General features: G+C 68.0%; 17 protein-coding genes. 16 read left to right on the top strand and 1 reads right to left on the bottom strand.

From position 1 onward, the window contains the following. Window positions 1-3 precede the first annotated feature (3 nt). From IP78_RS00430 to IP78_RS00390, 9 genes are all read left to right on the top strand, one after another. Window positions 4-558, top strand: a complete 555-nt coding sequence (locus IP78_RS00430; RefSeq protein WP_054109745.1) for a NifU family protein — start codon at window positions 4-6, stop codon at window positions 556-558. A gap of 3 nt (window positions 559-561) precedes the next feature. After that, a complete protein-coding gene (gene tsaB / locus IP78_RS00425) occupies window positions 562-1,218 on the top strand; it encodes a tRNA (adenosine(37)-N6)-threonylcarbamoyltransferase complex dimerization subunit type 1 TsaB (protein ID WP_054109744.1) in 657 nt (218 codons plus the stop codon). Beyond that, window positions 1,215-1,661: a GNAT family N-acetyltransferase gene (locus IP78_RS00420; protein WP_054109743.1), complete on the top strand. Its 447-nt coding sequence runs from the start codon at window positions 1,215-1,217 to the stop codon at window positions 1,659-1,661. The genes tsaB and IP78_RS00420 overlap by 4 nt, the downstream gene beginning before the upstream one ends. 22 nt (window positions 1,662-1,683) lie before the next feature. Then, the gene (locus IP78_RS00415; protein ID WP_054109742.1) at window positions 1,684-2,163 is read left to right on the top strand and encodes a Fur family transcriptional regulator; all 480 of its coding nucleotides are present in this window, start codon (window positions 1,684-1,686) and stop codon (window positions 2,161-2,163) included. Window positions 2,164-2,220: 57 nt separating this feature from the next. Continuing rightward, window positions 2,221-3,621, top strand: a complete 1,401-nt coding sequence (gene miaB / locus IP78_RS00410; RefSeq protein ID WP_082384766.1) for a tRNA (N6-isopentenyl adenosine(37)-C2)-methylthiotransferase MiaB — start codon at window positions 2,221-2,223, stop codon at window positions 3,619-3,621. Next, a complete protein-coding gene (locus tag IP78_RS00405; RefSeq protein WP_054109741.1) occupies window positions 3,611-4,600 on the top strand; it encodes a PhoH family protein in 990 nt (329 codons plus the stop codon). The genes miaB and IP78_RS00405 overlap by 11 nt, the downstream gene beginning before the upstream one ends. Next, complete coding sequence (gene ybeY, locus IP78_RS00400; protein WP_054109740.1) at window positions 4,597-5,049, top strand: rRNA maturation RNase YbeY; 453 nt, start codon at window positions 4,597-4,599, stop codon at window positions 5,047-5,049. The genes IP78_RS00405 and ybeY overlap by 4 nt, the downstream gene beginning before the upstream one ends. Before the next feature lie 14 nt (window positions 5,050-5,063). Next, window positions 5,064-6,632 carry an apolipoprotein N-acyltransferase gene (gene lnt / locus IP78_RS00395; protein ID WP_054109739.1) on the top strand — a complete coding sequence of 523 codons (1,569 nt, stop codon included), beginning with the start codon at window positions 5,064-5,066 and terminating at the stop codon, window positions 6,630-6,632. Between the two features lie 167 nt (window positions 6,633-6,799). Continuing rightward, on the top strand, window positions 6,800-7,210 hold the full coding sequence (locus IP78_RS00390) for a helix-turn-helix domain-containing protein (protein ID WP_054109738.1): 411 nt from the start codon (window positions 6,800-6,802) through the stop codon (window positions 7,208-7,210). Between the two features lie 27 nt (window positions 7,211-7,237). Here IP78_RS00390 and IP78_RS00385 read toward each other — a convergent pair whose 3' ends face one another. Continuing rightward, window positions 7,238-7,741, bottom strand: a complete 504-nt coding sequence (locus tag IP78_RS00385) for a hypothetical protein (protein ID WP_054109737.1) — start codon at window positions 7,739-7,741, stop codon at window positions 7,238-7,240. Window positions 7,742-7,850: 109 nt separating this feature from the next. On the opposite strand from IP78_RS00385, the gene coaBC reads away from it, so the two are divergent. The 7 genes from coaBC to IP78_RS00350 form a co-directional block, all read left to right on the top strand. Further along, window positions 7,851-9,080, top strand: a complete 1,230-nt coding sequence (coaBC, locus tag IP78_RS00380; RefSeq protein ID WP_054109736.1) for a bifunctional phosphopantothenoylcysteine decarboxylase/phosphopantothenate--cysteine ligase CoaBC — start codon at window positions 7,851-7,853, stop codon at window positions 9,078-9,080. Between the two features lie 9 nt (window positions 9,081-9,089). Next, window positions 9,090-9,539, top strand: coding sequence for a dUTP diphosphatase (dut, locus tag IP78_RS00375; RefSeq protein WP_054109735.1), 450 nt, complete (start codon window positions 9,090-9,092; stop codon window positions 9,537-9,539). 81 nt (window positions 9,540-9,620) lie between these two features. Further along, window positions 9,621-9,989 (top strand): hypothetical protein, encoded by a 369-nt coding sequence (locus IP78_RS00370; protein WP_054109734.1) that lies wholly within the window; start codon window positions 9,621-9,623, stop codon window positions 9,987-9,989. A gap of 155 nt (window positions 9,990-10,144) precedes the next feature. Further along, window positions 10,145-10,738, top strand: coding sequence for a ribosome maturation factor RimP (gene rimP, locus IP78_RS00365; RefSeq protein WP_054109733.1), 594 nt, complete (start codon window positions 10,145-10,147; stop codon window positions 10,736-10,738). Continuing rightward, the gene (nusA, locus tag IP78_RS00360; protein ID WP_054109732.1) at window positions 10,738-12,468 is read left to right on the top strand and encodes a transcription termination factor NusA; all 1,731 of its coding nucleotides are present in this window, start codon (window positions 10,738-10,740) and stop codon (window positions 12,466-12,468) included. The genes rimP and nusA overlap by 1 nt, the downstream gene beginning before the upstream one ends. An 18-nt stretch (window positions 12,469-12,486) precedes the next feature. Beyond that, entirely contained in the window at window positions 12,487-13,152 is a 666-nt protein-coding gene (locus tag IP78_RS00355; protein ID WP_054109731.1) for an RNA-binding protein, read from the top strand. 121 nt (window positions 13,153-13,273) lie between these two features. Then, window positions 13,274-13,577: translation initiation factor IF-2 associated domain-containing protein (locus IP78_RS00350; protein ID WP_054109730.1), on the top strand; the 304-nt coding region annotated here is incomplete at its 3' end.

Below are 13,577 nucleotides of genomic sequence, written 5' to 3'. Positions count from 1 at the left end.
ACCATGTTCATTCAGACCGAACCCACGCCCAATCCGAACGTCTTGAAGTTCATCCCTGGACGCATCGTGTCGAGCACGCCGCGCGAGTTCCTCTCGATCGATCAGGCGGCGGCCTCGCCTCTGGCCGAGGCCCTGTTCCAGCTCGAGGATGTGACCGGCGTCTTCTTCGGGGACGACTACGTCTCGGTGACCCGCGCCCCTCACGGTCGGGACTGGAGCGACATCAAGCCCGAGGTCCTGGCGGCGGTGATGGATCATTTCACCTCCGGCGTGCCTCTGATCCGCGAAGGCTCGGAAAGCGAGATGGAAGCGGGCGATGATTCCGAGATCGTGGCCGAGATCAAGTCGCTGCTGGACAGCCGGATCCGCCCGGCGGTGGCCCAGGACGGCGGCGACATCCTGTTTGACGCATTCGACGAGGAAACGGGTGTTCTGACGCTGCGCATGCGCGGTGCCTGCGCCGGCTGTCCGTCTTCTGCCATGACGCTGAAGGCGGGGGTGGAGCAGATGATGCGCCACTATGTTCCCGAGGTGACCCGGGTCGAGCAGGTTCTCTAGGGCTTGCGGACCCTCGTCATCGACACGGCGCTGGGTGCCTGCACTGCTGCCGTCTGTGAGGGCGGTCGTGTGCTGGGACTGCGAAGCGAGATCATGGCGCGAGGGCATTCGGAGCGGATCGGCGGGTTCGTGCGCGATGCGGTCGTCGAATCCGGCGTCGGCTTCGCGGCCATCGAACGCGTCGGCGTCACCATCGGCCCGGGGTCCTTCACCGGCCTGCGTGTCGGGCTGGCCTTTGCTCTCGGGCTGGGACAGTCGCTGGACCGGCCCGTGGTGGGCGTCTCCAGCCTCCAGTCGCTCGCCTGGTCTATCGAGGGCGGGCCGCAAGGGGCGGTTGCCTCGGTGATCGATGCACGCCGCGGCGAGGTCTATCTCCAGACGTTTGCGGATGGCGACCCGATCGATGGGCCTCGAGCCGCGACCATCGAGAGCGCGACGACCACGCTTGCAGACATGCGCCAGATCTGGCGGTGGGCCGGCAACGGAGCGGTGCTTGTCGCCGCCGATATCGAGTTTGTCGTCACCGAGCCGACCGCTCTGGCGCTTGCGGCCCTCACGGAACGGCTTGATCCGACACTCCATCCTGCCCGCCCTCTTTATCTGAGGGCCCCGGACGCGACGCCTCCGACCCGGCTGCCCGGGCAGGCTCGGGCGGTGTGACGGACATCCTGACATCAGAACTGGTTCAGGGTCTGGCCGCCGTCCATGCCGAGGCCTTCGACGCGCCCTGGTCGCCCGAGGCGTTCGCCGCCCTGCTCAGCCAGCCGGGCGTGTTCTTGGAGCTTGAGCCGGAGGGCTTCATCCTCATTCAGACCGCCGTCGACGAAGCAGAGATTCTGACCTTGGCCGTCCGCCCGGATGGGCGGCGTTGCGGTAGCGCGACGCGACTGGTCGAACGGGCGGCCTCACGAGCCGCAGTATTGGGTGTCGAGCGCCTGTTTCTCGAGGTCGCCGAGGATAATGCGCCGGCGCGCGCCCTTTATGCCCGGTTGGGCTTCGAGCCGGTTGGCCGCAGACCCCGCTACTATGCCCGACCGGAGGGCCAGCCTGTCGACGCCCTGCTACTCGCTCGCAATTTGGACACGCCGCTTCCCACCGCCTGATCCGGGGCTTATCTTGCGGCGCATGGACCGGATCGAGAAACTCTGCGCCGAGCGCGGCATGCGCATGACCGAACAGCGGCGGGTCATCGCCCGCGTGCTGTCCAGCGCGGAGGACCATCCGGATGTCGAGGAGTTGTACCGCCGCGCCTCGGCCATTGACCCTCACATCTCGATCGCCACGGTCTATCGCACCGTGCGCCTGTTCGAGGAGGCCGGGGTCGTTGAGAAGCATGACTTCGGCGATGGACGCTCGCGGTATGAAGAGGCAGGCGACGATCATCACGATCACCTGATCGATACGCGCACGGGCGAGGTCATCGAGTTCTTCGACGCCGAGATCGAGCGGCTGAAGTCCGAGATCGCGGAGCGGCTGGGCTTCGAGCTGGTGGGCCACAAGCTGGAGCTCTATGGCAAGCCCATTCCGGGGGCCGAGCCGTCGCGCCGCGAGGGGCTGATCTATACGCGCAACGCCGCCAAGGTCGCGCCCGAGAAGGTCTCCTGATCCACGCCGGCTCCCGCCCGCCTTGCGGTCGCCGGGATCGGCGATCATAAGCCGCCCATGTCCGAGACCCTGACCCCGCCGCAGGCCGGGACGGTCGCGACGCCGGAGTCCGCTCCGGGCGTCAAGCGGCTGTTCATCAAGACCTACGGCTGCCAGATGAACGTATACGACAGCGAGCGCATGGCCGATGTGCTGCGTCCGCTCGGCTATGCCCCGACCGACACGGCCGAGGGCGCGGACTTCGTCATCCTGAACACCTGCCACATCCGCGAGAAGGCGGCCGAGAAGGTCTATTCCGAGCTGGGCAAGCTGAGGGAGTTGAAGGACGAGCGAGCGAGGACGACAGGGAATTCGATGACCATCGTCGTCGCGGGCTGCGTCGCTCAGGCAGAGGGCGAGGAGATCATGCGTCGCCAGCCGGCGGTGGACCTGGTCGTCGGCCCCCAGGCCTATCACCAGTTGCCGGAGCTGCTGACCCGGACGGCGCGGGCGCGGGGCGAGCGGATCGGCGCCGACTTCGCCGCCGATGAGAAGTTCGACAGCCTGCCCGAGGCGCGGGGCGTCAACGGTCCGACGGCCTTCCTGACGGTGCAGGAGGGCTGCGACAAGTTCTGCAGCTTCTGCGTCGTGCCCTATACGCGCGGCACGGAATGGTCGCGTCCGGCCGACGCCGTGCTGGCCGAGGCGCGGGGTCTGGCGGCCCAAGGCGTGCGCGAGCTCACCCTGCTGGGCCAGAACGTCAACGCCTACGACGGCGCGGGGCCGGATGGATCGGTCTGGACGCTGGCGCGGCTGGCGCGGGCTCTGGCGGAGATCGAGGGCATCGACCGCATCCGCTACACGACCAGCCACCCCAACGACATGGCCGACGACCTGATCGCGGCCCATGCCGAGCTGCCCCAGCTGATGCCCTATCTGCACCTGCCCGTTCAGTCGGGCTCGGACCGCATCCTGCGGCTGATGAACCGAAAGCACGGGCGGCAAAAGTACATCGACCTGATCGGCCGAATCCGCGAGGCGCGGCCGGACATGGCGCTGTCGGGCGACTTCATCGTCGGCTTTCCCGGCGAAACGGACCGGGATTTCGAGGAGACTCTCGATCTGGTGCGGCAGGTGAACTACGCCTCCGCCTTCAGCTTCATGTATTCGCCGCGCCCCGGTACCCCGGCCGCGACGATGGGCACGCAGGTGCCGGCCGACGTGTCCCTGGCCCGGCTGCACGCGCTGCAGGCGCTTCTGCTCGAGCAGCAGGTCGCCTTCAACAAGGCCCAGGTCGGCAAGACGCTGGACGTGCTGTTCGAGAAGAAGGGCCGCCACGGGCGTCAGGCCATCGGCCGGTCGCCCTATCTGCAATCGGTTCATGCCGAGGACGCGGATCACCTGATCGGCCAGATCGTTCCTGTGCGGATCATCAGCGGTCAGCAGAACAGCCTGACGGGAGAGCTTCTTGGCGCGTGAAAGCGAGTTTCTCGCGCTCGACGACCGCGCACTGCGCGCCGTCATCGGGCCGAACAGCCGCCACGTCGCCCTGATCGAGGACGCCTTCAAGGTGCTGATCGAGGCGCCCGGGGGCGGGGTATCGATCAACGGCGGCGCGCGGGACCGGGCCAACGCCAAGGCAGTGATCGCCGCCTTGGTTACCCGCGCTGATAAGGGGGCCGAGGTCAATGAGGCCGACGTGCGCGCCGGCATCGCCGCGGCGCGCGGCGGCGGCCAAGGCGCGCCCAGTTCCGATCCCATGGCCCTGCCGATCGGCAAGCGCGGGGCCATCGTACCCAAGACCAACGCCCAGGCCCGCTATCTGGAGACCCTGTCGCGCTGCGAACTGACCTTCGGTGTCGGCCCGGCGGGCACGGGCAAGACCTTCCTCGCAGCGGCCTATGGCGCATCGCTTCTGCGTCGGGGGCAGGTCGACCGGCTGGTCATCACCCGTCCGGCGGTTGAGGCAGGCGAGAAGTTGGGCTTCCTGCCGGGCGACCTCAACGAGAAGGTTGATCCCTATCTGGCTCCGATCTGGGAGGCGCTGAACGACATTCTCGGGGCCGAGGACGTCCAGCGTCGCCGTGACAAGGGCGAGATCGAGGCCGCGCCCATCGCCTTCATGCGCGGTCGCACGCTCAGCCACGCCTTCATCATCGTCGACGAGGCCCAGAACACCTCCCGGCTGCAGATGAAGATGGTCCTGACCCGTCTGGGCGAAGGCGCGCGCATGGTGGTGACCGGCGATCCCAGTCAGATCGATCTCTTGAACCCGCGCGATTCTGGCCTGGCCCACGCGCTTCGCGTCCTGAAGGACGTCCAGGGCGTTGGTGTCCTGGCCTTTGAGGCGGAAGACGTGGTGCGCCACGCCATGGTCGAGCGCATCGTGCGCGCCTACGACGCCGACGCGTTGCGCAGTCGACCGGTCCCCGACCTCGAGGATCCGTCCGGGCGATGATCGAGGTCGAGGTCGAGGTCGAGGCCTGGTCGGCGGCCGTCGCCGACGTCGAGGCCGTGGTGACGCGCGCGGCACGGGCGGCATTGGGTTCGGCGACCGGAACAGTGACGATCCTGCTGACCGATGACGATACCGTGCGCGACCTCAACGCCCGGTTCCGGGGCAAGGACAGCCCGACCAACGTCCTGTCCTTTCCTGCCGCGCCCATGCCGGGGGCCGACGTCCAGCCGCTGGGTGATATCGTTCTGGCCCATGAGACCTGCGCGGCCGAGGCCGAGGCGCAGTCCAAGACCCTCGCGAACCACCTGACCCATCTGACCGTCCACGGCGTGTTGCACCTGCTCGGCCGCGACCACGAGGTTGACGCCGAAGCCGAGGCCATGGAGGCCGAGGAGCGCGAGATCCTGGCGGATCTGGGTGTCGCCGACCCCTATCGGGTTCTGCCGTGACCAGAGGGCGAGACATGCTGGCCCCTTTGCTGGTGGGGCGCTGGAGCCGGATCGGTCTCGCCCTGACCGCCGGGGTGCTGGCCGCGCTGGTGCATCCGCCGTTCGGATTTCTGCCGGGCCTGATCGCCTATCCGCTCTTGATGCTGCTGGCCGAGCGGTCGGGCACCGTGCGCGGAGCCTTCTGGGTCGGGTGGCTCGCGGGGTTCGGATACTTCCTCGTGGGCTGCTGGTGGGTGGCCGAGGCCTTTCTGGTCAACCCGGCCCAGGCTTGGATGGCACCGTTCGCGGCCAGTTTGCTGCCTGCCGGGATTGGCCTGTTCTGGGGCGCGGCCACGGCGCTTTATCGCCGGTTCGCGCCGCAAGGTCTGGCGCGCGTTCTGGTGTTCGCCGCCCTGTTCGCCCTCTTCGAATGGCTAAGGGGCCATGTGCTGACGGGCTTTCCATGGAATCCGGCTGGCGCGGGATGGCGGGCCGGTTCGGCGGCGTCGCAGTTCGCCTCGGTCGCGGGGGTGTATGGCCTGGGTCTGATGACGGTAGCCGCCGCTGCGGCGTTCGCGCCCTTGCTCGCGCCTGGACCGCGAAAGGGCCGTATCGGCGTCGCAATCGCAGGCGCGGTTGTGTTCGCCTCCCTGATCGTCGGTGGCACGATCCGACTGGCCGGAGCCGAGGTGCAGGAAACGGCGACGCTGGTCCGTATCGTCCAGCCTGATGTTGATCAGGAGTCCAAATGGACCCCGGAAGCCTATCGCTCGATCGTCGACCGCTATGTCAACCTGACCGCCCGACCGGGCGAGGCCCTGCCCGATCTGGTCGTCTGGCCGGAGGGGGCTTTGCCCGCCAGTTTTGGTGATGTCTTCGCGCCCGGCTCGCCCGATGGCGTCGCCATCGCCGGCGCGCTCCAGCCGGGACAGACGCTGCTGGCGGGCTTCGCGCGCGGCGAGCGCGGCGAGGATGGACAGGCCCGCTACTACAACAGCCTGATCGCCCTGCATGACGAAGGGGGCGAGGGGCTGCGGGTCGGGGCGATCTATGACAAGCACCGGCTTGTGCCGTTCGGCGAGTTCCTGCCGTTGGGTGGGCTGATGAGCGCGCTCGGCGTACGCAGTCTGGTTCACATGCCGGCTGACTTCAGCGCCGGGCCGACGCCTGCGCCTATCGACCTGCCGAACGGGTCGAGGGTCCAGCCCCTGATCTGCTATGAAAGCCTCTATCCCGGCTTCACGCCCGCAGGGCGAGGCCGCCCCGAATGGATCGTGAATGTGTCGAACGACGCCTGGTTTGGGGCGACGTCGGGGCCGCTTCAACATCTGAACCTCGCCAGCTATCGCGCGATCGAAACCGGTCTGCCCGTGGTGCGCGCCACCCCGACCGGCGTTTCAGCCATGATCGATCCCTGGGGTCGAGTGATCGAGGGTCAGCGGTTGAACAGCGGCGAGAGCGGGGTGATCGACGCTCGACTTCCGGCGGCGACGTCGCCGACGGTCTATGGCGGGTTCGGCGACATCCCCTTTGCGCTTCTGCTGCTGATTGGCTTTTTGCCGCTCGCCGTGGCTCGTCTCGGAGCGCGTCGTGGGCAAACGTGAGAAAGGGGCCTTTCGTCGTGGCAGCAGATGCCACATCGACGTGCTCTCTGGATCGATGCTGTTGTGTCAATGACCGGAATCGCCATTTCCCAGAATTTACATGACACGCGCTGGCTGTAGGCGCATGGCGTCACCCACCATACGAACTTTTCACAACGGCGAACGAAATGGCGAGAGGCAAGGGAGAGGATGGTCCCCATCCGGTGGACCGGCACGTGGGGCGTCGGGTCTGCGAGAAACGCATCAGCCTGGGCTATAACCAGAGTGACCTTGGGCGCGCGCTCGGCCTGACCTTCCAGCAGATCCAGAAGTACGAGAAGGGCACCAACCGGATTTCGGCGTCCAAGCTCTGGGACATCGCGCGCTTCTTCAAGGTCGACGTGGCCTACTTTTTCCAGGGGCTGGGCGGCACACAACCTGGCATGGCCGAGGAGGGTGCTCCCGCTTTCGAGCACGACTTCCCGGCGACACGGCACACCATCGAGATCGCCCGAATGGCCCCTCGGTTGTCGCCGCGCCAGCAGAAGTTGGCGCTCGATCTGATCCGTGAAATGGCAGACAGACCTGACGCCGACTAAGGCTCGCGGGTCGCTCCGTCGGCCGTCCTAGCCGTTGGAGCGGCGTTGTCCGAACGTGGGTGCCGCGGCCTTCTGCTCAGCCCAGTAGGCTTCACCCTCGTCGGGCTTGAACATCGTGCGAGGGGTGCCTTCGCGGTCTACCACGGCGAAGGTGTTGGTCGAGGCTTGATACAGCAGGACATCGCCGTTCGGCCGCGTCGCCCGGTCCGTCCCGGACGGCGGCGAGGTCGTGAAGGCGGTGATCCTCGACAGGAACTCCTCGGGCGAGCGAGCGCCAAAGTCCGCCCCGTTGCGCTCGTAGAGACGCTGGATCTTCTCATCGACCGTCTCCCGCCGATTGGCGGTCAGGGGGGCCGGTGCCTCGGCCGCCGCGGCGACCGGCTCTCCGGACACCTCGGGAACCGTCGCCGACATCAACGAAACCGGTGCCGTCAGCGCCCGGTCACGCGTCTCGACGGCGGACTCTCCATTCCCGCAGGCCGCCAGCCCCAGCACCGCGACCAGTGTCGCGCCTATCCACGTCGCTTTCATTTCAACCTCCAACCTTGCCGCGAAACGACGTTATGCACAACCAGACTGTTCATGCAATGTTCTTTTTTCGCGGCTCGACCGGCCGCTCGGTGGCCGCTACAGGAAGGCCATGCCCAGTCCCGCTCTGAACGGCCGAAAGATCCTGTTGATCGTGGGCGGTGGCATCGCGGCCTACAAGGCGCTCGAGCTGGTGCGCATGCTCAGGAAGGCCGGGGCCGAAGTCCGATCGGTGCTGACCGATGGTGGCGCGGCCTTCGTCACCCCTCTTTCCCTTGCGGCGCTGACCGGTCATCCGGTCCGGCAAAGCCTGTTCCTGCCCGATGACGAGACGACGATGGGCCACATCGAGCTGTCGCGCTGGGCCGATCTGTTGGTCGTGGCGCCGGCGACGGCGGGACTGATCGCCAAGGCGGCGAACGGCATGGCCGACGACCTGGCCTCGACGACGCTGCTGGCCACGGACAAGCGCGTGCTGCTGGCTCCGGCCATGAATGTGCGCATGTGGACCCACCCGGCGGTGCAGGCGAACGTCACGCGGCTGAAAGGCTTCTCTGGCCTGCACGGGATGGCGGTCGTCGGCCCCGACGACGGCGAGATGGCCTGCGGCGAGTTCGGACCCGGCCGCATGGCCGAGCCGGCGGCGATCCTGGAGGCCATCCAGGCCCAGCTCGCGGGCCCGGCCGGGCGGCCGCTGGCCGGGCGAAAGGCTGTGGTCACGGCGGGGCCCACGTTCGAGCCGATTGATCCGGTGCGCGGCTTGACCAATCGGTCCAGCGGCAAGCAGGGGTACGCCATCGCCGCTACGCTCGCCGAGCGAGGAGCGGACGTGACCCTGGTGTCGGGGCCGACGGGCCTGCCCGCACCGCTGGGGGTGACCCGCGTCGACGTCGAGACGGCCTTGCAGATGCAGGCGGCGACGCAGGCCGCGCTTCCCGCCGATATCGCGGTGCTCTCGGCGGCCGTGGCGGACTGGCGCGTCGACACCATCGCTGGCGGAAAGATCAAGAAGGCGCCCGGCGGCCCGCCCGCTCTGGCCCTGATCGAGAACCCCGACATCCTCGCGGGCATCGCCAAGGCGGGACCGAACCGGCCGTCGCTTGTCATCGGATTCGCAGCCGAGACCACCGATCTGGAGGCCAACGCCCGGGCCAAGTTGTCGAGGAAGGGCTGCGACTGGATCGTCGGCAACGACGTGTCCGCCGACGTCTTCGGCGCGGACGGCAATACCGTGCTGCTGGTCACCAGGGACACCGCCGAGCCCTGGCCGCGCCTGTCCAAGACCGAGGTGGCCCAGCGCCTCGCCGACCGGATCGCCGATCATTTCGCCGCCAAAGCCTGAGGACCGCCGTTGAGCACGCTCCGCATCCAGCGCCTGCCGCATGCCGAGGGGCTGACGCTCCCGGCATATGAAACTGCTGGCTCGGCGGGCATGGACCTGCGGGCGGCAGTGGCTGACGAGGCGCCCCTGACGCTTCAGCCCGGCGCGCGGGCGCTTGTGCCCACGGGCCTCAAGATGGCCTTGCAGCCAGGCTGGGAAGCGCAGGTCCGGCCGCGCTCGGGGCTGGCGCTGAAGCACGGCGTCACCTGCCTGAACACGCCGGGCACCATCGACAGCGATTATCGCGGCGAGGTGGGGGTGATCCTCGTCAACCTCGGGCAGGAGCCCTTCGTGATCCGGCGGGGCGAGCGCATCGCCCAGATGGTGATCGCGCCGGTCGCGCAGGTGACGGTCACAGAGGTCGAGACGCTGGACGAGACCGAGCGCGGCGCGGGCGGTTTCGGATCGACGGGACGCTAAGCGGAGCCATTTCCGGCGACCGGCGTTAACCCTGCCGACGGCCAAGCGGGGCCGTGGGAAATCGAACCGGAGCGGCGCGTCATGGAAGACCTTCTCGCCCAGCTGGGCAATCTGCTGCAGGGCCTGCTGGCCCTGGCCGACAGCGGCTTCGACGGCGTCAATCAGGTCATGGGTCTGGTGATCGCCGCCGTGTTCGGCTTCTTCCTGATGGGCGCCTGGAGCGGCCTGTGGGGTGCGGCGCTGGGCGCGACCCTGGTCCACACCCTGATCGAGGCCTTGCGGCCAATGCTGGGCGGCAGCGCCTTCCTGCTGCCCGACCTGACCGACGGCGGCTTCTGGATCACGCGGCTGGCGCTGTTCCTCGGCTATGCGATCGTCATCGCCGTCTTCTTCTTCATCAAGACCCTGCTGACCGGCGGGTTCGGACGCAAGCGCGCTCACGCGCACTGATGGTTGAGAGGGGCGGCCGGCACCGCCCTTTTCTTTCGGCAAAAGCGGGTCTATAGAGCTCCCCACATCGTTAGACCGGCGTCCAACGGCGTCGTTCAAAGCGGCGGCCTGGATGGCCGACCGCTTTTTCTTTTGCCCGAAACAGAACCCCGTCCTTGCGCGCCAAGACCGTCGAAGATCGCGAAATCCTGGAGCTGGTCGATCCCGTCGCGGAGACGCTCGGCCTGGAGATCGTGCGCGTGCGGCTGATGGGGGGTACGCTGCGGCGTCGGCTTCAGATCATGGCCGAGCGGCCGGCGGACAACGACATCTCCGTCGAGGAATGCGCCCGGCTGAGCCGCGCGGTGTCCGAGGTGCTGGATGCCGCGGATCCGATCGCGGGGGAGTATCTGCTTGAGATATCCTCGCCGGGAATCGACCGGCCCCTGACCCGGCTGAAGGATTTCGACATCTTCGAAGGGCTGGAGGCGCGGCTGGAGACCGATCGCATGATCGAGGGACGCAAGCGCTTCAAGGGCGTCGTGGCCGGGACCGAGGGCGAGAACATCGCCATCGATCTGGACGGCGAGGACGACACCGCGCTGATCCCCTTCGACTGGCTGGTAGACGCCAAGCTGGTCATGAACGATGCGCTCCTGAAGCGCGGGGCCGCGATCCGCGCCGCGCGGGGCGAACCCGAAGACGACGGCCTTCCCTCTGGAAGCGTCGAAGCGAACACCAACATCAAGACCACTGAGGACGACGCCTGATGGCCGTGACCGGTATCTCCGCCAACCGTCTGGAGCTGCTCCAGATCGCCAATTCGGTGGCGCAGGAAAAGAACATCGACCGCGAGATCGTGATCGAGGCCCTTGAAGAGGCCATCCAGAAGGGCGCCAAGTCGCGCTACGGCGCGCACCACGATATCCGCGCCAAGATCGATCCCAAGACCGGCGAACTGGCCCTGACGCGTCACGTCACCATCGTCGAGGACGACTGGCAGCCGGAAGACGAGCTGGAGGAGTTCAACGACAGCGCCATGGTGCGGCTGACCGACGCCTCCAAGCGCGATCCGGAAGCCGTGGTCGGCAAGGAATATGTCGAGGAGCTGCCGCCGTTCGAGTTCGGCCGCGTCCAGACCCAGATGGCCCGCCAGGTCATCACCGGAAAGGTCCGCGAAGCCGAGCGCGCCAACCAGTACGAAGAGTTCAAGGACCGCGTCGGCGAGATCGTCAACGGCACGGTCAAGCGCGTCGAATACGGCAACACCATCGTCGACCTGGGCCGGGGCGAGGGCATCATGCGCCGCGACCAGTCGATCCCGCGCGAGGTGTTCAACATCGGCGACCGGATCCGCACCTACATCTACGACGTCCGCCCCGAGGCCAAGGGCCCGCAGGTCATGCTGAGCCGCGCCCACCCGGGCTTCATGGCCAAGCTGTTCGCCCAGGAAGTGCCCGAGGTCTATGACGGCGTGATCGAGATCCGCGCCGCCGCCCGCGATGCCGGCTCGCGCGCCAAGATGGCGGTTCTGTCGAACGACAGCTCCATCGATCCCGTCGGCGCCTGCGTCGGCATGCGCGGCTCGCGCGTCCAGGCGGTGGTGGCCGAGCTGCAGGGCGAGAAGATCGACATCATCCAGTGGAACAACGACGAGCCGACGTTCATCGTCAACGCCCTGGCTCCCGCCGAGGTCTCCAAGGTGGTGCTCGATGAAGAGGCCGACCGCGTCGAGGTCGTGGTGCCGGACGAGCAGCTGTCGCTCGCCATCGGGCGTCGCGGCCAGAACGTGCGTCTGGCCTCCCAGCTGACCGGCTGGCAGATCGACATCATCACGGAATCCCAGGACAGCGAGCGTCGCCAGCGCGAGTTCGCCGAGCGCACCCAGCTGTTCCAGGAGGCGCTGGACGTCGACGAGGTCATCGCCCAGCTGCTGGTCACCGAAGGCTTCGCCACCGTCGAGGACCTGGCCTACGTCGAGAGCTACGAAGTCGCCGAGATCGAGGGCTTCGACGAGGACACCGCCGAGGAGCTGCAGGCCCGCGCCCGTGACTTCCTGGATCGTCAGGCGGCCGAGCTGGACGCCAAGCGCAAGGAGCTCGGCGTCGAGGACGGCGTGCTGGAGGTGCCGGGCGTGACCCTGCCGATGGCGGTCGCTCTGGGTGAGGGCGGGGTGAAGACCGTCGAGGACCTGGCCGACCTGGCCACCGACGAAGTCCGCGGCGGCTATGAGGTCAAGAACGGGGAGCGGGTGAAGGTCCCGGGCGTGCTCGAGAGCTTCAACCTGGCCCAGGAAGACGCCGAGATGCTGATCCTCCAGGCCCGCGTGGCCGCCGGCTGGATCGATGCGTCCGAGCTGCCGCAGCCCGAGCCGGAATACGAGGAAGAATACGCCGAGGGCGAATACGACCCCGAGGCCGTTTTCGACAGCGCCCCGCAAGACGCCGATGCTGACGCCGAGGTCCTCGCCGAGGATCCCGACCAGCCGCGCGACCAGTGATGGGAGCCGCAGCCGTCCATGGGTCTCGCCGCCGCGACATCGGATAGGGAGCGCCGCGACCTGGTCACGCACCAGGCGATGGACGAGACCTGTCTGATCCGCTTCGTGGCGGGCCCGGACGGCGCGGTGGTGCCCGATCTGGCGCGCAAGCTGCCGGGTCGCGGCATGTGGGTGGCGGCCGATCGGGCCTCCATCGAGACGGCGGCGAAGAAGAACCTGTTCTCCCGCTCGGCCAAGGCACCGCTGAAGGCGCCCGCCGATCTGGCCGATACGGTCGAGAGCCTGCTGGTCCGGCGCTGTCTGGACCAGCTGGGGCTTGCCCGACGCGAAGGCGTGCTTATCTCGGGCTTCGAGAAATGCGCGGCGGCGATCCGCATCGGTGCGGCGGCCTGGCTGATCGAGGCGTCGGACGGCGCGTCAGACGGGCGCGGCAAACTGCTCAATCTGGCGCGGCATCAGGCGACGCAGGTCTGCGGGGCCTTCAGCGCGGACGATTTGAGTTTGGCCCTCGGGCTGGAAAATGCGATACACGCGGTCCTGCTCGCCGGAGGGCGGGCGGATCGCTGGGGCCAGGAGGCCTCGCGATTGGCGGGATTTCGACCGCTCCGCCCCCCGGAGTGGGGCCCTCACGAAGGGCCCGGCGGCGGGAGCGGGTCAGACGAAGACCCAGGATCAGGCCCGTGAGGGCGAACGGGCGGGGTTCGATCCTTCCTTGGGAGGGTCGGGCGTCGCACGGCTATTTGCGTTTGACGAGACGACCTTAGGACGACCGGCGGACCTTCCCGCCCACGAGTAAAGCGACCGGATGACTGACGAGAACGACAAGACCAACGAAGGCCAGGCTCCCACGGGAACCCCGTCCACGACGGGCCCGCGCGCGCCGCTGAGCCTGAAGCCGCGCGCAGTGGGCTCGGTGCCCACCGGCACCGTGCGCCAAAGCTTCAGCCATGGCCGCACCAAGACGGTCGCCGTCGAGATCAAGCGCCGTCCGGGCGCTCCGGCCGGGGGTCACCAGCGGCCCCAGGGCTTTGATGTCGCGCGCCCCAGGACCGAGGCTCCGGCCGCGCCCCAGGCCCCGCGTCCCGCCGCGCCTCAACCCGCCGGCGGCC

Origin of the sequence: Brevundimonas sp. AAP58, from assembly GCF_001295975.1 — a bacterium.
GTDB lineage: Bacteria > Pseudomonadota > Alphaproteobacteria > Caulobacterales > Caulobacteraceae > Brevundimonas.
Note: the sequence above shows the minus strand (reverse complement) of the source record. Positions and strands in the feature narration are given on the sequence as shown.

Excerpts from the sequence above, each read along its gene's own strand:
- IP78_RS00430 (WP_054109745.1), top strand. The coding sequence starts at position 4 with ATGTTCATTCAGACCGAACCCACGCCCAATCCGAACGTCTTGAAGTTC.
- IP78_RS00415 (WP_054109742.1), top strand. The coding sequence starts at position 1,684 with ATGGACCGGATCGAGAAACTCTGCGCCGAGCGCGGCATGCGCATGACC.
- miaB (WP_082384766.1), top strand. The coding sequence starts at position 2,221 with ATGTCCGAGACCCTGACCCCGCCGCAGGCCGGGACGGTCGCGACGCCG.
- ybeY (WP_054109740.1), top strand. The coding sequence starts at position 4,597 with ATGATCGAGGTCGAGGTCGAGGTCGAGGCCTGGTCGGCGGCCGTCGCC.
- lnt (WP_054109739.1), top strand. The coding sequence starts at position 5,064 with ATGCTGGCCCCTTTGCTGGTGGGGCGCTGGAGCCGGATCGGTCTCGCC.
- IP78_RS00390 (WP_054109738.1), top strand. The coding sequence starts at position 6,800 with ATGGCGAGAGGCAAGGGAGAGGATGGTCCCCATCCGGTGGACCGGCAC.
- IP78_RS00385 (WP_054109737.1), bottom strand. The coding sequence starts at position 7,741 with ATGAAAGCGACGTGGATAGGCGCGACACTGGTCGCGGTGCTGGGGCTG.
- coaBC (WP_054109736.1), top strand. The coding sequence starts at position 7,851 with ATGCCCAGTCCCGCTCTGAACGGCCGAAAGATCCTGTTGATCGTGGGC.
- IP78_RS00370 (WP_054109734.1), top strand. The coding sequence starts at position 9,621 with ATGGAAGACCTTCTCGCCCAGCTGGGCAATCTGCTGCAGGGCCTGCTG.
- nusA (WP_054109732.1), top strand. The coding sequence starts at position 10,738 with ATGGCCGTGACCGGTATCTCCGCCAACCGTCTGGAGCTGCTCCAGATC.
- IP78_RS00355 (WP_054109731.1), top strand. The coding sequence starts at position 12,487 with ATGGGTCTCGCCGCCGCGACATCGGATAGGGAGCGCCGCGACCTGGTC.